24 protein-coding genes and 2 tRNA genes are annotated in these 21,983 nt (G+C 54.6%); 8 read left to right on the top strand and 18 right to left on the bottom strand.

The window, feature by feature from the left end:
* The first annotated feature begins 18 nt into the window (after positions 1-18).
* Together WKS99_RS06885 and WKS99_RS06880 are read left to right on the top strand one after the other, a co-directional pair.
* Complete coding sequence (locus tag WKS99_RS06885) at positions 19-546, top strand: hypothetical protein (protein WP_340405638.1); 528 nt, start codon at positions 19-21, stop codon at positions 544-546.
* Positions 543-1,196: a hypothetical protein gene (locus WKS99_RS06880; protein ID WP_147571251.1), complete on the top strand. Its 654-nt coding sequence runs from the start codon at positions 543-545 to the stop codon at positions 1,194-1,196. The genes WKS99_RS06885 and WKS99_RS06880 overlap by 4 nt, the downstream gene beginning before the upstream one ends.
* Before the next feature lie 95 nt (positions 1,197-1,291).
* On the opposite strand, the gene WKS99_RS06875 is transcribed toward WKS99_RS06880, so the two are convergent.
* From WKS99_RS06875 to WKS99_RS06865, 3 genes are all read right to left on the bottom strand, one after another.
* Positions 1,292-1,936, bottom strand: a complete 645-nt coding sequence (locus WKS99_RS06875; RefSeq protein WP_186853003.1) for a TetR/AcrR family transcriptional regulator — start codon at positions 1,934-1,936, stop codon at positions 1,292-1,294.
* Positions 1,933-3,195, bottom strand: coding sequence for a cation:proton antiporter (locus WKS99_RS06870; RefSeq protein WP_186853004.1), 1,263 nt, complete (start codon positions 3,193-3,195; stop codon positions 1,933-1,935). The genes WKS99_RS06875 and WKS99_RS06870 overlap by 4 nt, the downstream gene beginning before the upstream one ends.
* A gap of 647 nt (positions 3,196-3,842) precedes the next feature.
* Positions 3,843-3,927, bottom strand: a tRNA-Leu gene (locus WKS99_RS06865).
* A 260-nt stretch (positions 3,928-4,187) separates the two neighbouring features.
* Here WKS99_RS06865 and WKS99_RS06860 point away from each other — a divergent pair.
* Positions 4,188-5,384, top strand: coding sequence for a cation:proton antiporter (locus WKS99_RS06860; RefSeq protein WP_186853005.1), 1,197 nt, complete (start codon positions 4,188-4,190; stop codon positions 5,382-5,384).
* Positions 5,385-5,429: 45 nt separating this feature from the next.
* On the opposite strand, the gene WKS99_RS06855 is transcribed toward WKS99_RS06860, so the two are convergent.
* Together WKS99_RS06855 and trmB are read right to left on the bottom strand one after the other, a co-directional pair.
* On the bottom strand, positions 5,430-6,437 hold the full coding sequence (locus WKS99_RS06855) for a hypothetical protein (RefSeq protein ID WP_186853006.1): 1,008 nt from the start codon (positions 6,435-6,437) through the stop codon (positions 5,430-5,432).
* A gap of 15 nt (positions 6,438-6,452) precedes the next feature.
* Positions 6,453-7,169: a tRNA (guanosine(46)-N7)-methyltransferase TrmB gene (gene trmB, locus WKS99_RS06850; protein ID WP_147571256.1), complete on the bottom strand. Its 717-nt coding sequence runs from the start codon at positions 7,167-7,169 to the stop codon at positions 6,453-6,455.
* A 395-nt stretch (positions 7,170-7,564) separates the two neighbouring features.
* Here trmB and WKS99_RS06845 point away from each other — a divergent pair.
* From WKS99_RS06845 to WKS99_RS06830, 4 genes are all read left to right on the top strand, one after another.
* Positions 7,565-7,640, top strand: a tRNA-Pro gene (locus WKS99_RS06845).
* Positions 7,641-8,023: 383 nt separating this feature from the next.
* Positions 8,024-8,668, top strand: a complete 645-nt coding sequence (locus WKS99_RS06840; RefSeq protein WP_340405637.1) for an SGNH/GDSL hydrolase family protein — start codon at positions 8,024-8,026, stop codon at positions 8,666-8,668.
* A complete protein-coding gene (locus WKS99_RS06835; RefSeq protein ID WP_340405636.1) occupies positions 8,598-9,158 on the top strand; it encodes a TetR/AcrR family transcriptional regulator in 561 nt (186 codons plus the stop codon). The genes WKS99_RS06840 and WKS99_RS06835 overlap by 71 nt, the downstream gene beginning before the upstream one ends.
* A gap of 145 nt (positions 9,159-9,303) precedes the next feature.
* Entirely contained in the window at positions 9,304-11,274 is a 1,971-nt protein-coding gene (locus WKS99_RS06830; protein ID WP_340405635.1) for an oleate hydratase, read from the top strand.
* 178 nt (positions 11,275-11,452) lie between these two features.
* Here WKS99_RS06830 and WKS99_RS06825 read toward each other — a convergent pair whose 3' ends face one another.
* From WKS99_RS06825 to WKS99_RS06775, 11 genes are all read right to left on the bottom strand, one after another.
* Positions 11,453-13,033 carry a tyrosine-type recombinase/integrase gene (locus WKS99_RS06825; protein WP_340405634.1) on the bottom strand — a complete coding sequence of 527 codons (1,581 nt, stop codon included), beginning with the start codon at positions 13,031-13,033 and terminating at the stop codon, positions 11,453-11,455.
* Positions 13,026-14,234, bottom strand: a complete 1,209-nt coding sequence (locus tag WKS99_RS06820; protein WP_340405633.1) for a tyrosine-type recombinase/integrase — start codon at positions 14,232-14,234, stop codon at positions 13,026-13,028. Before WKS99_RS06820 ends, WKS99_RS06825 begins: the two co-directional genes overlap by 8 nt.
* A 3-nt stretch (positions 14,235-14,237) precedes the next feature.
* Positions 14,238-14,540 (bottom strand): DUF6809 family protein, encoded by a 303-nt coding sequence (locus WKS99_RS06815; protein WP_087397577.1) that lies wholly within the window; start codon positions 14,538-14,540, stop codon positions 14,238-14,240.
* A gap of 214 nt (positions 14,541-14,754) precedes the next feature.
* Entirely contained in the window at positions 14,755-15,090 is a 336-nt protein-coding gene (locus WKS99_RS06810; protein ID WP_340405632.1) for a type II toxin-antitoxin system RelE/ParE family toxin, read from the bottom strand.
* Positions 15,083-15,337, bottom strand: coding sequence for a type II toxin-antitoxin system prevent-host-death family antitoxin (locus tag WKS99_RS06805; protein WP_071429261.1), 255 nt, complete (start codon positions 15,335-15,337; stop codon positions 15,083-15,085). The genes WKS99_RS06810 and WKS99_RS06805 overlap by 8 nt, the downstream gene beginning before the upstream one ends.
* Positions 15,338-15,424: 87 nt before the next feature.
* A complete protein-coding gene (mobP3, locus tag WKS99_RS06800; protein ID WP_340405631.1) occupies positions 15,425-17,230 on the bottom strand; it encodes a MobP3 family relaxase in 1,806 nt (601 codons plus the stop codon).
* Positions 17,230-17,637: a hypothetical protein gene (locus WKS99_RS06795; protein WP_340405630.1), complete on the bottom strand. Its 408-nt coding sequence runs from the start codon at positions 17,635-17,637 to the stop codon at positions 17,230-17,232. The genes mobP3 and WKS99_RS06795 overlap by 1 nt, the downstream gene beginning before the upstream one ends.
* 84 nt (positions 17,638-17,721) lie before the next feature.
* Entirely contained in the window at positions 17,722-17,898 is a 177-nt protein-coding gene (locus WKS99_RS06790; protein ID WP_340405629.1) for a hypothetical protein, read from the bottom strand.
* Between the two features lie 160 nt (positions 17,899-18,058).
* A complete protein-coding gene (locus WKS99_RS06785; protein WP_340405628.1) occupies positions 18,059-18,430 on the bottom strand; it encodes a hypothetical protein in 372 nt (123 codons plus the stop codon).
* Complete coding sequence (locus WKS99_RS06780; RefSeq protein WP_340405627.1) at positions 18,424-18,864, bottom strand: helix-turn-helix domain-containing protein; 441 nt, start codon at positions 18,862-18,864, stop codon at positions 18,424-18,426. The genes WKS99_RS06785 and WKS99_RS06780 overlap by 7 nt, the downstream gene beginning before the upstream one ends.
* On the bottom strand, positions 18,861-19,070 hold the full coding sequence (locus tag WKS99_RS06775; protein WP_340405626.1) for a helix-turn-helix domain-containing protein: 210 nt from the start codon (positions 19,068-19,070) through the stop codon (positions 18,861-18,863). The genes WKS99_RS06780 and WKS99_RS06775 overlap by 4 nt, the downstream gene beginning before the upstream one ends.
* A 506-nt stretch (positions 19,071-19,576) precedes the next feature.
* On the opposite strand from WKS99_RS06775, the gene WKS99_RS06770 reads away from it, so the two are divergent.
* The gene (locus tag WKS99_RS06770; protein ID WP_340405625.1) at positions 19,577-20,542 is read left to right on the top strand and encodes a DUF6076 domain-containing protein; all 966 of its coding nucleotides are present in this window, start codon (positions 19,577-19,579) and stop codon (positions 20,540-20,542) included.
* Positions 20,543-20,661: 119 nt separating this feature from the next.
* Here WKS99_RS06770 and WKS99_RS06765 read toward each other — a convergent pair whose 3' ends face one another.
* Positions 20,662-21,039: a rhodanese-like domain-containing protein gene (locus WKS99_RS06765; RefSeq protein ID WP_204876479.1), complete on the bottom strand. Its 378-nt coding sequence runs from the start codon at positions 21,037-21,039 to the stop codon at positions 20,662-20,664.
* Positions 21,036-21,569, bottom strand: a complete 534-nt coding sequence (locus tag WKS99_RS06760) for a GDSL-type esterase/lipase family protein (protein WP_340405624.1) — start codon at positions 21,567-21,569, stop codon at positions 21,036-21,038. Before WKS99_RS06760 ends, WKS99_RS06765 begins: the two co-directional genes overlap by 4 nt.
* Positions 21,570-21,983: the final 414 nt, after the last annotated feature.

Here is a 21,983-nt window from a genome sequence, read left to right as displayed (position 1 = left end):
TAAAACTAGGAGGAAAGTATGAAACGTAAAAAAAAGAGTTTTTCTCTCCGTGGATATCGATTCATCGACGGTTTCATCTGGGAGATCTTCGATTTCTTCCATCTCCCTCATCAAAACAAAGATTTGTATCAGTGCGCTTGGGTCGCCTTTCTCTCCGCCTACCAGGAACGACCTCTTTCCTTTTCCCGTACCAATTCCCCTGGATGGATGCGGGCCTATCATATCATCTGGGACGCGCTTGCAAAAGAACAAAAGTGTACCAATATTTGGCGCTATAAATATACCTCTGCAGACCAACCGGCACGGTATGATATCCCTACTCCCCTCATTGAATTGCAGCATTCCCGCCATGGCGACTTCCAAAACAGTGTCTGTTTCCATGACTATTTGGCACACCTAGGTCCTGATACCCGCCTTATGGCCTATGGCCTGATTCATGGGGATACCATAGAGGAAATCCAATCCTATCTCCGCTGGGACTATGACCACACTCATTTTATTTACAATGATCTTCGGGAAAAGATGGAGGAGTATTTGCGTATATGAGTATCAAGGAGACACCTATATCGTCAGATTCAAGGGCAGCTTCAAAGCATAGGACTTATATCACTATATTAGAGACCTATGTGGCTATTTTAGGGACAATTCTCGGTCTTGTATTTACCTGGAGCCAACTTCGCCTTTCTCAAAATGAAGACGATCGATCTCGCCGTGCAGAACCACTTTCTTACACTTTAGAAGCTGTCAACACACATTATCAATATGATATTCAACAAGAGGGAGTCGCCATGTCCATTCCCGCACCCTCCCTCCGCCTTCATGTTACCCATGGCAGCTTGAGTTCTATTACTGCTATTTCTTTTGATGGATCAGCCTTCCATGAGTTGTCTGACCTTCCTATTTTAGATAGATGGGAGGGCTGTACAGTAGATGTTACTATGCCGGCAGAATCTCTGATTGTCAACGGAAATTTAGTATATGACTACTTTTTTCTTTTCCTCCAACCTACAGAGGGAGAAAATCAACTGGATTTGATTTGCAATACTATTTCTTTGGACACTCAAGAGGTACAAACCAGTATATTCCACCCTATCGCTCTAGCCCAGCTTTCATACCTTGCTGATAGTCCACAGAAAGAGCTGCTCCTGGTATATAATGCACTCCTAAACGACTTTAAAGGTTTAGGGCTATTATAATCTTTTTCCATTTTTCATTTGACATCCTAAGGGGCGACAGACCTACTCTGTCGCCCCCCTATCTATATATAAACCGGTTCCCATTTAACCGCGTATCATTGCTCTGTCTTTTGCTCCCTGCTTGGGGCATCCGCCTGCTGAAACACACCAAATAAGATCATATCCAGCAGCTCCTCTGTGGCTTCCAGCATAGCATGGATATCCTCCAAAGTGCGGCCTCGCAGCAGCATATCACTGAAGGTATAGACGATACTCTCCAGATAACGATTTACCTGCTCCTCCTTCAGTTCTGGGCGCCGCCTCATCCCAGACACGACTACTCTCAAAAAACGCCGATTCATCTCCTCCAGCGGTCTATGTAGAATCTGTATTTGTTCTCTAAGCTGTTCCGGTGGACGAAGCATGGCGTTTTCAAAAACGCGCTTGTGCTTGGGCTCCAGTTGAAAAAAGTATTCCCGGATCATAAAATATTTTTTTATCGCGTCAAAATTTTTCTGCCCGGCCAATTTCTCAGCCTCTCGTTCTACATAGGCTCTCAGCGATAAAAATGTATCCTGGACACAGAGCAGAAACAATTCGTCTTTGTTTGCGTAGTAGTGATACATCATCCCCTTGGATATCCCATGTCCAGAGCAAATGCTTTCCATGGTCACCTGACCATAGTCATGGCTCCCAAATTCTTCTCGTGCCGCACGGAGTATTTCCCGCCTACTCCGTTCTTGCCTTTCCTTTTGAGTCATGCTCCAGCTCCCCCTTCCACTGGAGACACCGTTTTCTTCGCTCTGCCCAACTCACCTGCCCACTCAAAGCCTTTTTTGGCCATAAACACCGCGATCAGTTCATTGATAACCGCCGCGGCCGCAATAGTCCCCTGCACAATAGCCGCGCAATCTGGTGCCGGTCCTGCCAACACAGACACTGCGATACCAGTAAACACCAGTGACACTCCAGAGTGCGGCAACAGTGTAAAGCCCAGGTATTTTCTCACCGGTTTGGGGGCATGGGTGACCGAAGCGCCAAAATAGGCGCCGAGATACTTTCCGATGGCACGGGCCACAATATAGACCGCTGTATAAATTCCGGCGCCGAAAATCAAATGGTAGTCCAGAGGTGCGCCCAAACTCAGAATGACCACTATCATGGCAACCCCGATGATAGGATCCATCACCTTCATGATCCCTTTCAGCTTTTCCTCCGAGACCATATTGGCGAAAACAGTGGAAAAAGACATTCCAATCAGCATAAAGTTAATCACCGGGGCTGGCAGCAGGCTGTTTAAGGCAGCCCCTATCCCCACAGAGACCAGGAGCATCAGGATTACGACAGACAACGTGCTGTTCTGAGTGTGGGTCATTCTCAACAGCTCTCCAGTGATAAACCCGGTAATCATTCCAAGCAGCACTGGGAGGAACACTAAAAAGAGTACCACGGGCACTGGAATCCCCTGGGTGGAAATATGGGCAGACACAAAAGCGATGACTAGAAAGAAAACTAAGGCACCCACCAGATCATCTAGAGCTGCCATAGGAATCAGTGTCCTAGTCACAGGTCCATCCGCCTTCATGTCCCGCACAACAGATAAAGAGGGGGCTGGAGCTGTAGCTAATGCGATCCCGCCGAACACAAACGCCAAATACAGCGGGATATCCACCACCAAAAAAATAACTCCAAATACCAAACTGACCACCAGGAAAGTACCAAGAGATTCAGTCACTGTAGTAATAACAATCTGAGAGCCAGCTTTTCTCATCTTTTTCCAGATGAGCTCTGTGCCGATCATCAGGCCAAAGGTACACTCAAAAACACTCTTTAACATCTCAAACCACCGCGCATCCAGGATACCGTTTCCCAGTAAACCCAGAGCGTAAGGTCCAAGTAACATCCCAGCAATTAACCAGCCCAAAATAGAAGGCAGTTTTCCCTTTGCGATCAGATTTCCAGCTAAAAACGCAATCAATATCGAAACAAGCAGCCTCAATACATCCAGCAGAAGTTCCATTGGCGGTATCCCCTTTTGTTCTTGAGATTTATAGACGGCATCGTCCGCAAGTTTGGATTATAGCATTTATAGACGATATCGTCCATAAAATTTTTGTAAACTTTTGTAACGGGTGAAACTCCATATCTAAGACTTTTTGAAATTTACTGTTTTGACCATCTTATCTATCAATGTGCGTACGCTCTGATTTTTCTCAGGAAAGTTGGAGCAAGCTATATACAGCTTGCCCCGATGCGTAAAGGACGGTTAAACTCGATATCTCCATGTACCCAATAAAAGCGCCACGAAGCGGCGATACCAAATCACGCCCCAGCGCAGCGGTTGTAATTTGGAGAGGGGGAGCAACAAAATAAGTGTGCTCCCACGTGCAAAGGATGGGCAAAATCGATATTTAGGACAGAAACGAAAAACAACCGTCCATAGGGCAGCACCAAATCGGAGTCCAGCGACAGCGGGTCTGGTTCGGAAGCGAGGAGCAGCAGAATGCGCGCGGTGAACTTTGGAATAAAATGAAAAAGCCGCCCGCAGGGCGGCCCCAAACCGGAGCCCAACGAAGCGGGTCCGGTTTGGAAAGGAGGAGCAACAAAATGAGTGCGCTCTGACTTTTATAAAAAGTCGGAGCAAACGATATGACGTTTGCTCCGACGTGGTGCGGGCACGGGGACTCGAACCCCGACGGATCGCTCCATGAGAACCTAAATCTCACATGTCTACCAATTCCATCATGCCCGCATATAAGAAACTGATACTAGACAATGATACACAACACTCGATAAAATGTCAATGGGTATGCAAGTCAAAATCGATATCCCCTATGGCAAACTTCACATTTTTAAATTAAAAAATGAACGAAATCTGAACGCTTGCTCCCTTGACTTTTTCGAAAGTTAAGCCTATGATTTGTCTGCAAAACAGGTAACGGCCTTACGGCGGTAAAGACGGTCCGTCGGATATGATAGTTGTGGCCCGCCTCTTTGCACAGGAGGTATTTTATGGACTCTTATACAATTTTCAAAGATATCGCCATCATTCTGGTGGCTGGCAAATTTTGCGGCCTGTGCGCGCGAAGGCTGAAAGTCCCCAGTGTGGTAGGCGAGATCGTAGCTGGTCTTTTGGTTGGGCCCTGTGTCTTTGGTCTGGTCCAGCCCTCCGATTTCTTGACCCAAATGGCCGAGATTGGCGTTGTGCTCCTCATGTTCTCGGCCGGTCTGGAGTCTGACACCCAAGAACTTCTGCGCAGCGGCCCCAAGGCCCTTGCTATCGCCACTTCCGGCGTTCTGCTCCCCCTAGTTGCGGGTACGGGCCTTTTCCTGCTGTTTTATGGCGGGGACAACTCAGAGAGAAATCTGTTCTATGAAGCGCTGTTCATTGGCTGTATCCTGACCGCAACCTCTGTATCTATTACCGTGCAGGCTCTGCGGGAGCTTGGCCATCTAAAAGAGCAGGTCGGCACCACTATCCTGTCAGCCGCTATCATTGACGATGTACTCGGCATTATCGTCTTGACCCTCATCAGCGGCCTGAAAGATCCCGATTCCTCTTTGTTCATGGTAGCCTGGGGAACTTTGATGTTCTTCCTTTTCTCTGCCGTGGTAGGTTATCTAATCTATCAGTTCTTTGATCGAATGGATGCTCGTCACCCACAGACCAGGCGGTTACCCATCCTTGCTCTGTCCTTCTGCTTGGCAATGTCCTATATTGCCGAGGAGTATTTTGGAATTGCCGATATCACCGGCGCCTATGTAGCCGGATTGGTGTTATCCAATCTGCAAGACGCCCCCTATATCGAGCGCAAGATGGACATTAACTCGTATATCATTTTTGGCCCCCTGTTCTTTGCTTCCATCGGCTTAAGTACCGATGTGGGCGAGATGAATCCTAAGCTCCTTCTGTTTACCCTCGCCTTCCTTGTGGTCGGTCTGCTGTCTAAAGTGGTCGGCTGCGGCGGAATGGCCCGTCTATGCCACTTCTCCGGCAGAGACTCCCTCAAGATCGGTGTCGGTATGATGAACCGGGGCGAAGTGGCCTTGATTGTGGCCCAAAAGGGGCTACTGCTGGGCCTTCTCAATTCCATGTTCTTCACCAGTGTTATCATCTTGATTTTGGTGTCTGCTATCATCACCCCCATCTTTTTGAAGATCCTATATAGCCGGGACTCTCGACTAGAACCGACACCTCCGACAGCATAAACGCTCAAAAACGCCGCCTCGTTTTTCCCAGGCGGCGTTTTTATGTCAGAAATCAGGATACCCCACCAGGGGCTTCCAGCCGAAAAATTCCCGCAGCTGGCGGCCATCATATAGATAAGCGCCAGCGCTGTCCGACCAGGTCAAACAGTCTCCGGTCCACACCGGCCCGCTGGAGCTGCTGGATATCTGTGGGCACTCAAAGTGGAATCTAGGCTGGCTCCCATTCACAGCCGAGGACCATATCCCGTGGTGGAAGGGCTCTCTTTCAGAACCAGACCTTAAAGCTGCCTCCCGAGGGCAGCACAGCCTCAGACTAAACCACAGACGCCCCCCGCTAATCCCCAGCAGGTCCATCTCTTCCCACACCTCCTTCTCCCGCTCAAAGGGAGCCAGGATATCCGGGGCGCTTCCCCACCGCAGGATATCTCTGTAACCTCGAAGTATCGTGGTGCATCTGCCGGTTTTTATATCCAGTGCCTTCACCCCACTTGACTTGGTATATACCACGCTTGTTTCATCCAGCCAATGGTAATGAAAGATGGAGCATTTCGTATCCCGAACCTCTCCGGTATCCAGATCATATAGGTGCAGCACCTTGTTTCCGGAGCGGTATTTATAGTAAGACAGGTACCGACCCTCCGGACTGATCCCCAGTCCCATAGGGGCCCCTTTGGCCTGTTGAAAGCGAACCAGCTTCTCCCCCTGCCGCTCCCCCAATCTCCAACGCCAAAAGCTATTCCCGTCGCTAAAATACAGCGTATTCCCCGGTCCCATAATCGAATCCGCGGTAAAGCAGTCCTCTTTTGTAACCTTGATGGGAACTGTGAGTAGCTGTCCTTCCTGCTGGTCATAAAGCCAAAGGCCGTGGGCCTCCTCAGGCACATATCTCAGCCCTTCGGCAGTGGCTCGGGAATTCCCTATGGCCGCATAGCGCTCTCCGCCCACTAAGTGGGCATACACGCCGGGCGCCAGTGGTCCCGGCAGGGGCACATGCGTGATTTTCTCTCCGTCCAAAATCTGAAAGTCGCTTCCCATTAGGCGGTAAAAGCGCATGATACCGCTCTCCTTCTATCCCGTCTCCGCATCCGTCTTTGTCCTGCGGCTCTGGTCAGGTCCTACGATGGGCTTATATTCCGGCTCCGGATTCATCGCTTCCTTCGTTCCTACGCAGCGGTTGATAGGCGTCCCCATTTGATAGAATTTTTCTTCATAATCCGTCATTACCCCGTTGATACCCTGTCCGTGGAGATCACGAGTAACTTCAGATAGTATGAATCCAGCCTTTGGAAATTGGAAAAGGGACCACTCAAACAGATCCCGGTTGTCGCTCTTGAAGTGGATCTGCCCCCCCTCTCTAAGGATCCCACGATACAGAACCAGGAATTGCTCGTGGGTCAATCTGCGGCGGGCGTGTTTCAACCCTGGCCATGGATCGCAAAAATTGATATACAGCAGATCCACCTCTCCCGGCGCAAAATAATCCCGGAGCTTGGCTGCGTCACCATCAATAAAAAGAATATTATCCAGTCCCTTTTCCATGCTTCGCTCCATAGCAATGACCATGGCGTCAGGCACCCGCTCTAAAGCGATATATAAGACATCTGGGTTCCGTTGAGCGGTCTCCGCAGAAAACCGCCCCTTTCCACATCCGATCTCTAGCCTAATTTCCTTGGCGTCCGGCTTTAACTGTCTCCAATGTCCCCGGTAGGAGGACGGTTCGCGAATCAAAAAACGGGCACACCGCTCCATTCGGGGAATTAGATTGGGCTTTTTTCTCATTCTCATAGGGATGTCACCTCTCAGGTTTGTTACAAAAATATCTTATCATATTGATAGGAATACTTGCAATCTTTTTCAAAATATACTATACTATATTTTGTTAGCTGATTGTCAGTCTGTGAGCAAACAATATGCCGGTTTGTTGGTATATATCAAATGTAAAATGAAACATCGAATATCTGGATATAGTGAAGGTAGTATTGCGCTTGATTTGAGTGGATAGATGACCTATCCATTCCTTTGAAAGCGAGATTTCGGAAGTCCTTAGGACAGTAGCTTGCGGCGGAAATCCCTCAGTTGAAAAACTCCCGCAAAATCGGGTTTGACCACAGAGTTGCCCACAGACATGAAAAACTTACTTTTTCTTTCTCCGCATGGTACCATACAGAAAAATGAAATATCCGGGTGTAGCGCAGCTGGTAGCGCGCTTGCTTTGGGAGCAAGATGCCGGGAGTTCGAGTCTCCCCACTCGGACCAAAAACCGCCTCAAAATATCAGTTTTGAGGCGGTTTTCATAACTTTTTGAGCAATAATTTGGTTAGCGTTCTGCACAAATATGGCCTCAAATGTGGTCAACTCACTTTTGCGGATTTGTTTTGAATTTTCTCCGTAAATGGATTTTTGAGCCACTATTCACCATGATTTATTCAGAAAAGAGGAAAAGGCAAACTACACAATTTTTGAAATATGGGGTCGTGACCACCCATTCGCAATCAGTTCACGCTGCCGCAGCCTTATCTTTGAATCTTGTATCGCAAAATCTGATAGGTCTGGCCGCTCATTGTGGTCTTGTTCCTCCCAACTGGGCCGTGTATAATGGCAGTGGAAAGCAGTGAAAGAAACAAGTATGGAGCAGTGCTATGCGGATCCTCATGCTGGGCAACAGCTTTACATTCACCAACCATATGCCACAGATGCTTGCCGGTCTGACTGGGGCGGAGGTGGTCCACCATACCCGGGGCGGGGCAAGGCTGTCGGAACAGCTGAACCCCAGCACCAGGCTGGGCAGTCAGACCCAGAAGGCGCTCCAGAATGAAAAGTGGGACTATGTGGTGCTTCAGGAGATGAGCCACGGCCCCATCACTGCCCCCAAGAGCTTCTTCTCCAGCGTGGAGCGGCTCTGCCGGCAGATCCGGGCAAACGGGGCGGTCCCAATTTTGTTTGCTACCTGGGCCTATCAGAAGGGCGGGGCCAAGCTGGCGGCCAAGGGCTGGGACTACGACGAGATGGCCCAAAAGCTGTCCGAGGCCTACTACCAGGCGGCACGGGACAATAACGCTTTGATTGCCGATGTGGGCCGGTGGTTTTATGCGTTATCTGATACCCAGGACCTCTACGCCGCCGACGGAGCCCACCCCACTGAACTGGGTTCTCACATTGCGGCGGAGATCATCGCGGCTGTGATCCGGCAGCACGAAAAGGAGGCGCGGAAGTATGCCAAACACCACAAAGCAGGCTCTGGAGGAATCCCTGAAACATATGCTGCTGAAAAAGCCCCTGGATAAGATCACCATCCGGGACATTACCGAGGACTGCGGCATCAGCCGCATGGCCTTCTACTACCACTTCAAGGACATCTATGACCTGGTGGAGTGGGCCTGCATCGAGGACGCGTCCAAGGCCCTCCAGGGAAAAAAGACCTATGAGACCTGGCAGGAGGGGCTTTTGCAGATCTTTGAGGCGGTGCTGGAAAACAAGCCGTTCATCCTCAATGCTTACCGCTGTATCAGCCGGGAACAGATGGAGCGGTTTCTCTACCAGCTGACCTACGGCCTGATCCGGGGCGTGGTGGAGGAGCAGAGCCAGGGGGTGGCCGTCTCTGAGGAGGACAAGTCCTTTATCGCGGAATTTTACAAGTACAGCTTTGTGGGGGTCATGCTGGACTGGATCCGCCAGGGGATGACGGCCGATCCCCAGGCGCTGGCGGGAAAGATCAGCGCCGCCATGCACGGCAGCATCGCCAACGCCATTCGCAACTTTACACGCCAAGAATGAGCGCCGCTTTACAATCCGGGCCCGATGATCAGTTTTTGATCATTGGGCCTGGATTGTAAATGGAATGGAATGCCCGGTTGGAGTAAGATCAGACCATCAAACAGATCCCACCGCGCTGCGGCGGGATTGGAAAGGCGGATCTAACATGGATAAGAAATTTGGCAAGCTGACCGCGGCAGCGGCCGCGGCCGGAGCGGGTGCGGCGGTGATTCTGGCGAAAAAGGCGTCCGACGGCAAAAAAATAGCGGAGAAATCCGAACCCCGCACCTCCGACCCGGCATCCTACCGGAATACGGAGCTGGGCCGGCATCAGAAAAACCGCAAGGGTATCTATTACACCAACGGCAACTATGAGGCCTTCGCCCGGCCAGAGAAACCGGAGGGGGTGGAGAATAAAAACGCCTACATCGTGGGCAGCGGCCTGGCGGCTCTGGCGGCGGCCTGCTTCCTGGTGCGGGACGGGCAGATGTCCGGGGACCACATCCACATCCTGGAGGCCATGGACGTGGCCGGCGGAGCCTGCGACGGCATCTTTGATCCCTGCCGGGGCTATGTGATGCGGGGCGGCCGGGAAATGGAGGACCACTTTGAGTGCCTGTGGGACCTGTTCCGCTCCATCCCCTCCCTGGAGAAGCCGGGGGCCTCGGTGCTGGACGAGTTTTACTGGCTCAACAAGCACGACCCCAACTACTCCCTGTGCCGGGCCACGGTGGGCCGGGGCCGGGACGCCCACACTGACGGAAAATTCAATATCAGCCAGAAGGGGTGCATGGAGATCATGAAGCTCTTCATGACCCCGGATGAGGACCTGTACGACAAGACCATCGAGGACGTCTTTGACGATGAGGTGTTCTCCTCCACCTTCTGGCTGTACTGGCGGACCATGTTCGCCTTTGAGAACTGGCACAGCGCCCTGGAGATGAAGCTCTACTTCCAGCGCTTCATCCACCACATCGCGGGGCTCCCCGACTTCAGCGCCCTGAAATTTACTCGGTACAACCAATACGAGTCCCTGATCCTGCCCATGCAGAAGTACCTGGAGAAAGCCGGGGTGGACTTCCGGTTCGGCACCGAGGTCACAAACGTGATCTTCGACATCCAAGATGGCAGAAAGACGGCCACCGCCATCGAGTGCCGGGTCAACGGCGCGGAGCAGGGCATCGTCCTCACGGAGAACGACCTGGTGTTTGTCACCAACGGCTCCTGCACGGAGGGGACCATCTACGGCGACCAGGACCATGCCCCCAACGGGGATGCGGAGGTACGCACCAGTGGGTGCTGGAACCTGTGGAAGAACATTGCCAAGCAGGACCCCGCCTTTGGCCGTCCGGAGAAGTTCTGCTCCGACATCTCCAAGACCAACTGGGAGTCGGCCACCATCACCACTCTGGACGATAAGATCCTCCCCTACATCACCAACATCTGCAAGCGGGATCCCCGCACCGGAAAGGTGGTCACCGGCGGCATTGTCAGCTGTCAGGACTCCAAGTGGCTGCTGAGCTGGACCATCAACCGCCAGGGGCAGTTCAAGGAGCAGGAGCCGGAGCGAGTGTGCGTCTGGGTGTACGGCCTCTTTACTGATGTGCCCGGAGACTTCGTGAAGAAGCCCATGAAGGACTGCACCGGAAAGGAGATCACCCAGGAGTGGCTCTACCACATCGGCGTGCCGGTGGAACAGATCCCAGACCTGGCCGCCCACAGTGCCGTCTGTGTGCCCACCATGATGCCCTACATCACCGCTTTCTTCATGCCCCGGACCAGGGGAGACCGGCCCGATGTGATCCCCGACGGCTGTGTGAACTTCGCCTTCCTGGGCCAGTTCGCCGACACCCCGCGGGACACCGTATTCACCACCGAGTACTCCGTGCGCACCGCTATGGAGGCCGTCTACGGCCTGCTGGGGGTGGACCGTGGGGTGCCCGAGGTGTGGGGCAGCGTGTACGACATCCGGGAGCTGCTGCACAGCACCGTCTGCCTGATGGACGGCAGGTCCCCCCTGGAGGTTTCGCTGCCCGGTCCTCTGGAGCTGCTGAAAAAGCCTCTGCTGAAAGCAATCCGGGGTACTGTCATCGAGAAAGTCTTGCGGGATCAGGACGTGCTCCGGGACGGCATGTGACCGTTGCTTTTTGCCCTTCTGCGTCCTGAAAACCGAGGAGACGACCGTTACCCAGAATACTTTCATCCCTAACCGGGGACTCCTTCTCAAAGATTATCGCCCGTCATGAGATTGAAAACATTGATATAATGACAAATGAAAGAGGATCGTATCGAGTTATGATACGATCCTCCTCTATTCAGATTTCCCGCCCCAGCATCCCCCTGATCATCTCATACCACTTGGCCGCCGTATGCCGGGTCACCCCGGCGCCTCTGGCGATGGCCCGGTAGCTGTTCACATCGGGGTGGAACTTCATGTACGTCCAGATCTTCTTCTGGGTTTTCGTGAGCTTACCCGGCGGAGTGATGCCCCGCATTTTGTCCCACAGGGCCTGCCGCTCTGTGTTCATCTGCTGGATCAGCACCTTCAGCTTCGCCTCACATTCCTCCCGAGTGTGAGCGTAGACGCATTTGGAGTGCTTTGTGCCGTCCGGCCAGGTGGGGGAGTAGCGGCCCTCAAACAGATGATCATTGATCTGGGTAATACACCCAGTGCCGGGCTTCCGGGTCTTTCTCAGCACTGGCTGGAAGTTCGCAGCCAAGTCCTGCTCTATCTGAGCAGATTCCTCCCGCACCTCGTTGCCCAGTCCCCGGTCGATCTTGGCCGCCGCCTCGGTCTGCATATCCCCGGTGACGTGGGTGTAGATGTCCAGGGTAGTGGCCGCCGACACATGGCCCAGCATGGCGGAGAGGGTCTTCACATCCATGCCGTTTTCCAGGGACAAGGTGGCAAAGGTGTGGCGTAAATCGTGGAATCTGATCCTCTTACACCCGGCCCGCTCCAGAATGATCTGGAGCCGCCGGCGCACCGCTCCCGGCGTCATGGGCATATCCTCTTTGACCGGCGAGGGGAACATCCACCGGGAGTCCACCGTCTCCCGATACGCCCGCAGCACCTCCACCACGCCGGGCGGCAGGACCAGCCTGCGGGTGGAGGCACGGGTTTTGGGGACGCTCACCTGGAGCTGGCCTCGCACCTCGTAGACCTGCTTGTTCACGGTCAGGGCCCCGGTCTTGAAGTCCAGGTCGTCCCACTGGAGGGCCAGTAGTTCGCCCCGCCGCAGACCGGTGCATAAGTCCAGAAGGAACAACTCGTAGTAGCCCTCCGCCTGGGCCTGGATGAGGAACCGCTGGAGCTCCTCCCGGCCCAGCACCTGCATCTCCCGGCCACGCTTGGGCGGCAGCTTGCAGCCCACCGCCGGGTTGGTGCGGATCAGCTCCTCCTGCACTGCCTTGTCCAGCGCGGACCGGCAGGCGGCGTGGAGGCCGCGGACCATGGAGTCGGACAGCCCCTTGCCGAACTGCTCCGTGCGGATGAGCCGTCCAGCCGTTTTCATCCGGGCATAGAACTGCTGGAGGTCTTTCTGTGCCAGCTGGTTCAGGGGGATCTTTCCCAGTTCCGGGATGATGTGCTGATAGATCTTCGCCTCGTAGTTGGCCTGGGTGGTGGGGCGGATCTGGGGCTTCACATAGTTCTGATACCAAAAGTCCAGCCATTCCCCGAAGGGCATCTCCGGCCGGACCTTCTCCGTCCTGGGGCCAGTCATCGTCTCCCGGAGCTGCTTCAGCTTCTCCTGGCACTCCCGCTTTGTCTTGGCCAGGACGTTCTTTGTCCTGGGCAGCCCCTTCTCGTCGTAGCCGATGACCACCCGGCCCTCCCAGCGACCGTCCTTCCGCTGGCGGACAGAGCCCTCTCCCTTTTTCCGGCGCTTACCCATGGCAGGCACCTCCTTCCGGCGTGTCTCTCTGCCACAGTTTCAGGTCTTTCCCCAGGAGATCTTCCAGAAAGCCGCCCACGATGTGGCTGGCCTCCTGCTGCATGTCCGGCGTCACATGGGTGTAGGTGTCCAGGGTGAAGCTGGCGTTGGTGTGGCCCAGGATGCCGGACAATGTCTTGGCGTCCACCCCGCTGGTGAGGGCGTGGGTGGCAAAAGTGTGCCTTAAATCGTGGAATCGGATCGCAGGAAGCCCTGCCTCTTTTAAGATCCGTTTCATCCAGTAGTAGGCGGCGCTGGGGCGCACCGGCTTCTCCGGAGCCAGCGGTTCCGGGAAGATCCACTGGCTGACGGCGTGTTTTTTCCGCTCCTTCAGCCGCTGGACGGTGCTGGGCGGCAGGCGGATGGTCCGCCGGCCTTGACTGGTCTTTGTCTCACCGATCTCCAGCTCCCCGGCCTTGGGGACATTCACTGACCGGAGGATCTTCAGTGTCCCGGCCTTCTCGTCGAAGTCCTGCCACATGAGCCCGCAGATCTCGCCCCGGCGCAGGCCGGTAGTCAGCTCCGTGTAGAAGAAGTCCCGCCAGATCTCGTTGCGGTCCACCGCCGTCAGAAATGTCTCCATCTGCTCCCTCGTGAGGACTTGTTTCGGCTTATAGCTGGCCTTGGGCACCATGGCCCCGTCGGTGGGGTTCCGGGCAACCACATGGGCGGCCTCCGCGTCCTTCAGGCACCGGTGGAGCATGGTGTGGATGCGAAGCACCATGGTGTCCGACAGCTCATGGCCGTGTTCCGGGTGCTCGCGGACACGGCCCTCGTGTTTCAGTTTTCGATACAGCTTCTGGATGTCCATGCGGGTCACCCGGGACACGATTTTATCCCCCAGATAGGGCTTGATGTAGCATCGGATGAACTGCTCGTAACTGCGGAGGGTGTTGGGCCGCAGGGTGGCCGCGCCGTAGTCCTCCATCCACCGGTCCAGCCATTCGCCCAAGGCCATGCGGCTGTCCTCGGTGAGCTCCACGTCCTGAAAGGCCTCCAGGTCCCGGTGGAGCTTGTCCAGCAGCTCCTTCTGCGTTTTCGCCAGGACATACCGGAAGATGGACTCGCCGTTTTGCTTGTGGCCCACCACGATGCGGCCCTCCCAGCGGCCGTCCTCCCGCTTTCGTACCATGCCGTCGCCGGACGGCCTGCGTTTTGCCATAGGCTATTCCTCCTTATTGGGGTCGAGCAGACTGCCGTCGTCCTCGTCCAGGGCCTCCAGGATCATGCGTACTCCTAAACGGAAGCCCAGGATGAAGTTCTCCAGGGCCATGGTGCTGCCGATCTCATTTTCCGCGTTGATGAGCCGGAGCAGCAATGTTTTTTCCTTGTCCTCCAACAGGGCGGTGAGTTTCTCCTCGCACTCCGCTGACTGCTCCATGGCCTTTTTCAGGGCAGTTCCCGATTTGACGATCTGATCGTTGGGGGTGATGTTTCCAAAGTATAGATTTTCCAGTGTGTCTCTCATGTGTGCCGCCTCCTTTGTCAGCAACACACAATACCCGAACTTCCTTCCAATAGCTACCCCCAACTGCAACTATTTTCAGAAAGTTATCATCTGTGGGAGGCTTTTATCTTTGCATTGCGGTCCAGATTTTGATATGCCTGCCATAGAAAAACCGCCTGCATCTCTGCAGACGGTTCCGGTGACAAATCGTTTCTCCCTATGGAGAAGATTGTCTCTATTCGTTTGTTTCGTCGTCCTGCACATCTCCAAAGAGGATGCGAAGATAATCCCGGCGGCCGTAGAGCACACGATCCACATAGACATCGTTGTCAAGAACTCGGTAAAAAGTGAGGTAACTGCCGGTCACCAGGAAACGATAGTCACTCTCGACATCGGCAATCAAGGACAGGGACGGGCCAATCAGACTGTGCTCCCGCAATCTGCGGATGTCCTTTGTGATGTTCCGTACCGTGGAGATCGCTGCGCTGGGATTTTCCAAATTCTTTGCGATATAGGACTTGATCCCGGTCAAATCAGCCTGCGCCTCGTCGGATAAATGCAGGTTATTCATCTGCGATTCCGAGATGTTTCTCTACGGCCTCCAGCGTCAACCAGCCCTTTTCCTCCCCGGACTTGCGGCCCTTGGCCAACTCGTTCATCAGCCGGAGGGTGGCCTGTGTCCGCTCATAGTCCTGCATGTCCACGATGGCGTAGCGGCCCCGGCCATTCTTCGTCAGAAAAACCGGAGCGCCAACTGCCACGTCACGCAGAACCTCCGTGTAATTACGCAGATCGGAGATGGGTTTGATGTTCGGCATGGTGTTCAGCCCCTTTCTTGCCCTTAGTATACCTCGATCTGCTGTAAAATTCAACAGCATTTTTTACTGCGGATTAATTGGCAATTGCTACCACCCCATGGTCATGCCGCCCATGTCCTGCCGGGGAACCTCCTCATGGTCATCTGGCTTGTGGCCCATGGCGATCTTCTTTTCCCGGATTTTCCGCCGCAGCTTTCGGTCCACCTGTTGCCCCACCGGGGCGGCGGGGGGCACCGAGTTTTCCCGGAAAATCTGGCCCAGGTGGTGGAGCAGTTTGGTGGCTGACAGGAACACATTGGGTTTCCGGGTCTGGTCGAAGTGATTCAGGAAGAACTGTGCGTACTCGTTTCCCTGTTCTGCCGATTCATAGAAATACGCCCAGGCCTGTTCCCGGTCCTGTTTGACGTCTTGGCCGGCGAGGTACAGTTTCCCCAGAGTGTACTGGGCGTACTGGTTGCCCTGCTGGGCGGACTCGGTGAGATAGGCCATCGCTTTGGGCACATCCTTCGGGACAGATTCTCCCTCCAGATATAGCTTTCCCAGGCGGTAGGCGGCCCGGGAGTTCCCCTGGGCCGCCGCTTTTCCATACCAGGATACCGCCTCATCCATTCTCTTTTGGCTTTGCAGGAGCTTCCCCAGCGCGTATTGGGCGAAGTTATATCCCGCCTCCGCCGCCCGCTGGAACCACAGTTCCGCCTGCTGGTCGTCGGGAAGGACGCCCCGCCCGTCCCGCCAGCACTTGCCCAACTGATAGGCGGCCAGGGGGAAACCTCTCTGCCAGAGCTGTTCCAGCACCCGCACCTGTTCCGCTTTTTCCTCCTCTGGATTTTCGTACTCCTCCAGTACCTCTTTGGCACTCTGGTAGATTTCGGTCATCCGCCAGCTGGAGTCCCAGGCGAGGTACACCGCATCCTGGTCCTCATCCACCTCGTCCCTCATGCGGGTGTCCTCGAAGGTAACCGTGCCCAACCGGAGCCGCTCCGCCTCCCGGATGACCATGTTCTTGATAGCTTTGAACTCCTTCTGTTGGGAGAGGGGGAGGTGTTCTCTGGACACGTCCTTGTAGTAACGCTCCAGTTCATCCCGGAACTGATTCCACTGTTCATAGCACCCCGCCACCTCCGGGACCTTGGCCAGTTCGTCCACGATGGCGTCCACCTGCGCCTTCACCGACTTTTTCAGGTAGCCGTAGACCTTTTTGCCCTTGTGGTCCTCCAGCATTCCGGCCAGCGTCTCCATCTGCTCTGCAATGGTCGGGCTGTGGCACAGACCTGTTTCCATCTCCCGGATGAGCCGTCCCATGGTCTCCGCTGCCTGGTTCCGAACCTGTTGATAGGACAGATCTTTCTGCTGATAGAGGGACAATAGCTCGTCCTGGAAGATATCGTTGGACAGCTGGGAGCGCATCTGCTCGATGCCTTTCTCAGTCAGATAGCCCTGCTTGGGATTGGCAGACCAGGCCATCATATGGATATGGGGGTGGTGTTTTTCATCGTGAAAGGCGGCACACCATCGGAAGCTGCCTGGCGGTATTTTCATCGCTGTCGCCAATTCTGTTTGATGAGCCAGCAATAACCTGCGCCAGCTCTCGCTGTTTTCATAGCCCAGCCGGTGGGCATCCTCCCGTTTCAGGGAGTAGACGAAGGTCCACACCGGCCCGGTGTGCCCGTTGATCTCCTCCATGGTCTGTTCCAGATCGGTGGGACCGTCAGCAGAGAACAGGCCGTGGGAGCGGGGACGCTGGGCCATGTATTCCAGGTATCCGCCGCCGTCGTGGGAGGGGGACGGAGCCTCAATCAGCTCCACTCCCTCCCGGGTGGCGATGTACTCGGCGTAGTGTCCGCCGCCATTTCCCGGCTTGATGTAGCCTGACTTCTGGATCAACCCAGGCATCACTCAGCCTCCTGTTGATAGCGGACAGTGTCCTCGAAACTGATTTCACCGTTGGTTTCCTTCACCTCTTTGACGCACCGGACCCGGGCTTTTCGCAGCTGATCCGGGTCAATCTCTATGTCGGCAGCCAGAATATTCCCCATGAGATTTTGGTCCACCGACAACTTGAACAGCAGGTGTCCCATCCGTTTACCGAATGCATTCAGCTTGCCTTCCAACACATCGGCGAGGACCCGGGGCAGGTAAGCATCGGCAGATTCCGTGTCCAGGTAACCGGAGTAGAAACGGATGGCCTTTTCGATAAATTCGTTTCTTTTCGCACAGTTGTCCTTCTGGTAGTGTGACTCTACCTGATCCCACACATCGTCATCCATCCAAATGGTGTGTTTGTGTCTATTTTCTTTCATTTTCAAATACCTCCCAAATCCGTGATAGCGTCAGCGAATATCCCGCAACGGCGGGGGTATTCGCCTGTTTTCCTGAAAACAGCGTCAATCGCAGGTTTGGCGACCCAAAAAAGCGTCAGCCTCCATCCCTGGAAACCGCCCGCACTGCGGGCGGAAGTGACTGCCCAGGCGCAACAAAAGCGCCAGGGCTTTCTCCTGCTCCTCGTCGTCGCAAGCTCCATATCCCTCGTTTTCGACCCGCAGGGGCGAAAACTCGCTCATTCCGCTGCTCCGCCTCTCCCCAGCGAACCCGCTCCGCTGGGTTTCGCCGGGGGCCCCATTTTGCCCTCTCCAGAAGCCCCCGAAATCGGGCCAAATCCGCCCTTAAAGCCCCCAGTGGGGCAGGGACTCTGCCCTGCCCCCAAAGAGGGCACATGGTGGCTTACAGGCCGTTACACGGGGAGAGTTGCTTGCTGCAGGGAACGGCATACTGCGGCAGAAAAATCCGGCAGTATTCCTCCGGCCCGGACACCAGATGCCGGCGCATCATCTCGCCGCACTGAAACATCTGGAACACCGCATTTCGATAGCAGGCCGTTATCTCCTCACGGCACTCCCTCGCAAAGATCCTTTGTTCATCTGTCAGGGTTCCACGGCTCTCATCGCAGAGGAACAGAGCCACCCCATCTTCGTCGATAGGCTCCTCGTGCGTACGGTTCCACCGGTTGACAATGTACCGCCGCATGTCTACGGTGCGCCGTGCTGACAGAGACGGTTCCTGCTCGATCATGCAGTCGATTATCTGCATCAGCATCCGGATGCACACTCCTTCCTCTTCAGCGACGCCATGCGCTGCTCCGCTCTCTGTCGTTCCAGCGCCAGATCAGCTGCGTGGAGCTGCCGCGCATAGAACTGTTCGATGGACATCTGGATGGGCAGGATGTAGTAACGCAGACAGCCGTTAAGGGTGCGGCCGTCCCGGGTGGTGACGGTGGTGCGCTCCGTCCGGATCAGACCCCGGTCCTCCAGCTCGGTCACATACTTGCGCACCGTGTTGACGCTCATCCCCACCGCCTCTCCGATGGTCCGGTAGCTGGCCACACACTGGTAGGTCCTCCGATCCTCCCGATGGAGGAGAAACCCGTAGACTGCAATTGCCCCGGCAGACAGTCCCAGGGAGAAGATCTCGTTGGGGAGGGGGAAGTAGTTCTTGATGGGGTCCCGCTCGGGCCAGTGCTGTTTTCTCATTTCACACCTCCCGACTGTCCCTCCGCCCACCGGATGAACTGTTCTTTCGGAACTACCATACGGCTCCCCACACGCAGTGTGGGGAAACCGGGATCGTTGAGCAGCTCGTAGGCGGTGGAGATGGACACGCCCAGCACCTGCGCCACCATCTTGGCGTTGAGGAACAGGGGCAGGTCGTCGTAGGATTTGTAGACAGACAGTTTCAATGTTTTAGTACCTCCGGTGTTTCAAATTCAGAGAAAAAATTTCTTGCGTTTCGGAGGTCTCTCTGTTAAACTGAGACACAGATCAGGCTGTGTTTTCCGAAACGCGGCAGGCCGCTGAACTGTTGCAGCAGTTCGGCGGCCTTTTTTACAGGAACTGTCTTTTTAGATCTGTCTGGCCATGCACCATACCCGTTCCTGCCCTGCGGCCTTGTTTGACCAACACAGCGTTTTCTTCCCCTTGGCACGCTCAGCTGTCAGAGCCCTGCGACAACGTCCTGGCGCTGCTTCCCCGGAGAGTATCGTCTCTGGTGATGGGTATTCGGTTTTCAAGGTGCCGTTCCAAATGTTTGGGATCAGTTTCCCGTTGACAATCGGATTTTCCGGTGTTAGACTATGGTAAGATTATTTTGACAGTTCCTTTTCGACTGTATCGTAACATGATTTTCAATCGCTGTCAAGACTATCTTAAAAATAATTTATGATTGTCTATTCTGGAGGATACCGACATGTGGTATGCCAAGATGTACTTTTCAGAGAAAAAAGAGGTTTTCCAATTCGATAGCTACGGGGTCCAGGGCGTTCCCTCGACCAACAAGGAACTCCCGTTCCTGGAGAGCCTGCTGTCTTTTCTGGAAATGGACTGTGACGAATTGACTCCGTCGCTCCGTAGGATCGCAGAGAGCTGGGCGCGTCTGTTTCAAGATGGAGACCGGGAGGCTGGCACGGCCGCCATGGTGGAGCTGGGCCAGCTGAAGAGCCAGCACATCTATCTGGAACTTCTGTATGTGCGCTGGTATGACCGCTTCTCCCGGATAGGTGCGGACATCCCGGTCAGCGAACAGGAGGACCGGCAGATGCTGGAGGAACTGCGGAGGCTTCCGGAGCAGCTTCCGCTGTATCAGCAGCAGGTACAGCGCTTCTTTGATCTCGTTCTGGATGTGGATCAGGCGGGGCGTGACCCGCAGAAGCAGGCATCGGCCCACTATCTCTACGATGCCCCCAAGGACCCGGAGCTGTTCGCCTTCCGGCCCATCCCTCTCAGCTTTGAGCCGGTGGAGCCGGGCCGGTGCTCGCCGGTCTTATATCCCCTTCACATTTCGGACATGATCGACTACTCCCTGCGCAGCTGCGTGGAGCGCGGCATTACCGTCCGGCGGTGCAAGAACTGCGGCCGCTGGTTCCCCCAGACCGGCCGGGTCAGCGCGGAGTACTGTGAGCGCCCGGTGCCCTCCGGTCAGCAGACCTGCCGGGAGGCCGGAGCCTTCCAGCAGTGGACCAAGAAACAGTCCGACGATCCGGTGTTCAAGGCCTACCGCAAGGAGTACAAGAAGCGCTTTGCCTGGATCAAGGCCGGCCGTATCACCGACGAGCAGTTCTATGCCTGGAGCGAACAGGCCCGGGAGATGAAAAAGAAATGTGACCGGGAGGTCATCACCCTGGACGAATTCAAGGACTGGCTGGGGAAGCCGTGAGGACGAATCGGCAGAAAATGAACAACGGGACGCGCCCAAAGGCGCGTCCCGCGTATTCTTTGTATCGGCGATGCAGTTTTTGCAGGCCTCACATGTGCTTAGGCTCCCTATTTCCGAGTCTACGACTCCGTCTCATAGGGCCAGGTATTAATGCCGCCGAATTCGTAGATGTTGGTGTAGCCCAGTTCTGCCAAAGCAGAGGATGCCGTCTTGCTGCGGTTCCCGCTGCGGCAGTACACCAGAACTGTGGAATCCATTTCGGGGATCACTTCGGCGGCGGTATCCTCGTCGATGGTTCCCACCGGCAACAGGACGGCGCCGGGGATGTGGCCGCTGTCGTACTCATCCTGCTCCCGCACATCCAGGATGATGACTTCCTGGGCGTCCATCATCTCTTTGGCCTCCTCCTGGGTGATCTGCTGGTAGCCATCCGCAGAGTTTCCGCCGCACCCGGTCAACAGCAGAAGAGATAACAGTATAGGCAGGATTCGTTTCATTTGAGTTCCTCCAGAAGTTCGGCTGCAAAGGTTTTGTGCCCCTGCTCCGTAAAGTGGACGCCGTCGTAGGCCAAGGGGATGTCCCACTTTCCGGCGTCGGCAGAGCGGATGCCCAGATGCTCTGCCAGGGTCTGACAGAGTTGAGCAAAGGTGCGGGAATCATCGATGAGCTGCTGGCTGGGCACCCACGTGCCCAGCTGTACTGGTGGTGGGGCAATCAGCAGGATTTTACTTCGATCCAAGGAAAGGCTGGACAGAAAACGCTCCATCCTATCAGCGGCCTGCTTCGGACTTCGTCCCTGGAGCAGGTCGTTGGTCCCAAGCATGACGATCAGCAAATCGGTATCAGCAGGGAAGGCGAGGGCCGCAGATGGAATCTCTCGGCCATTCTGACCCATGTTGCAGACACTCCAGCCGGTTTCCACAGCCAGGATGTCAACCCATCGGCTGTCCGGATCATAGCGGCCACCCAGATAGGAGCGGGGATCGTAGCCGTAGGTGTTAGAATCACCGAAACAGACGACATTCATACATCGTCTCTCCTTTCTCTGCATGTAAGAGGTTTTAATCAGTCTGGATGCGTTTTATCTAATATCTCCAGTTTACTTGACTGCTTTTAGCTTACGTAAAATTTCTTTATCTGCCGAACAATGACAATTCATGAACTTCTCCCGATTTTAAAGGGCATAACTATTTCGACTATTTATATCAATTTTTTCACGATTTGAGGACATCAATACCCGGCACCCTTTGGTGTAAATAATCTATACCTACATTTAGGATTTCCTACAAGTACAACTTCCTTTTATCGTTGTTTGCATCTTCCTGAAAATACACAAACAACAGACTTCCACCCTCTTTACACAACTTCCAAAATGGCTTATAATGTGACATGTTATGACTGCTCCACGACGGGGCTACAGATCCTGTTTTCTGCTGTTCAC

The organism is Flintibacter sp. HCN-6482, assembly GCF_037892565.1.
In the GTDB taxonomy this organism is placed as follows: Bacteria; Bacillota; Clostridia; order Oscillospirales; family Oscillospiraceae; genus Lawsonibacter; species Lawsonibacter aceti.
The sequence above is the reverse complement of the archived record's forward strand: the minus strand, read 5'-3'. Positions and strand labels throughout refer to the sequence as shown.

Coding starts and splice junctions, on each gene's coding strand:
- WKS99_RS06885 (WP_340405638.1), top strand. CDS start 19: ATGAAACGTAAAAAAAAGAGTTTTTCTCTCCGTGGATATCGATTCATC.
- WKS99_RS06880 (WP_147571251.1), top strand. CDS start 543: ATGAGTATCAAGGAGACACCTATATCGTCAGATTCAAGGGCAGCTTCA.
- WKS99_RS06875 (WP_186853003.1), bottom strand. CDS start 1,936: ATGACTCAAAAGGAAAGGCAAGAACGGAGTAGGCGGGAAATACTCCGT.
- WKS99_RS06870 (WP_186853004.1), bottom strand. CDS start 3,195: ATGGAACTTCTGCTGGATGTATTGAGGCTGCTTGTTTCGATATTGATT.
- WKS99_RS06860 (WP_186853005.1), top strand. CDS start 4,188: ATGGACTCTTATACAATTTTCAAAGATATCGCCATCATTCTGGTGGCT.
- WKS99_RS06855 (WP_186853006.1), bottom strand. CDS start 6,437: ATGCGCTTTTACCGCCTAATGGGAAGCGACTTTCAGATTTTGGACGGA.
- trmB (WP_147571256.1), bottom strand. CDS start 7,169: ATGAGAATGAGAAAAAAGCCCAATCTAATTCCCCGAATGGAGCGGTGT.
- WKS99_RS06840 (WP_340405637.1), top strand. CDS start 8,024: ATGCGGATCCTCATGCTGGGCAACAGCTTTACATTCACCAACCATATG.
- WKS99_RS06835 (WP_340405636.1), top strand. CDS start 8,598: ATGCCAAACACCACAAAGCAGGCTCTGGAGGAATCCCTGAAACATATG.
- WKS99_RS06830 (WP_340405635.1), top strand. CDS start 9,304: ATGGATAAGAAATTTGGCAAGCTGACCGCGGCAGCGGCCGCGGCCGGA.
- WKS99_RS06825 (WP_340405634.1), bottom strand. CDS start 13,033: ATGGGTAAGCGCCGGAAAAAGGGAGAGGGCTCTGTCCGCCAGCGGAAG.
- WKS99_RS06820 (WP_340405633.1), bottom strand. CDS start 14,234: ATGGCAAAACGCAGGCCGTCCGGCGACGGCATGGTACGAAAGCGGGAG.
- WKS99_RS06815 (WP_087397577.1), bottom strand. CDS start 14,540: ATGAGAGACACACTGGAAAATCTATACTTTGGAAACATCACCCCCAAC.
- WKS99_RS06810 (WP_340405632.1), bottom strand. CDS start 15,090: ATGAATAACCTGCATTTATCCGACGAGGCGCAGGCTGATTTGACCGGG.
- WKS99_RS06805 (WP_071429261.1), bottom strand. CDS start 15,337: ATGCCGAACATCAAACCCATCTCCGATCTGCGTAATTACACGGAGGTT.
- mobP3 (WP_340405631.1), bottom strand. CDS start 17,230: ATGCCTGGGTTGATCCAGAAGTCAGGCTACATCAAGCCGGGAAATGGC.
- WKS99_RS06795 (WP_340405630.1), bottom strand. CDS start 17,637: ATGAAAGAAAATAGACACAAACACACCATTTGGATGGATGACGATGTG.
- WKS99_RS06790 (WP_340405629.1), bottom strand. CDS start 17,898: ATGAGCGAGTTTTCGCCCCTGCGGGTCGAAAACGAGGGATATGGAGCT.
- WKS99_RS06785 (WP_340405628.1), bottom strand. CDS start 18,430: ATGCTGATGCAGATAATCGACTGCATGATCGAGCAGGAACCGTCTCTG.
- WKS99_RS06780 (WP_340405627.1), bottom strand. CDS start 18,864: ATGAGAAAACAGCACTGGCCCGAGCGGGACCCCATCAAGAACTACTTC.
- WKS99_RS06770 (WP_340405625.1), top strand. CDS start 19,577: ATGTGGTATGCCAAGATGTACTTTTCAGAGAAAAAAGAGGTTTTCCAA.
- WKS99_RS06765 (WP_204876479.1), bottom strand. CDS start 21,039: ATGAAACGAATCCTGCCTATACTGTTATCTCTTCTGCTGTTGACCGGG.
- WKS99_RS06760 (WP_340405624.1), bottom strand. CDS start 21,569: ATGAATGTCGTCTGTTTCGGTGATTCTAACACCTACGGCTACGATCCC.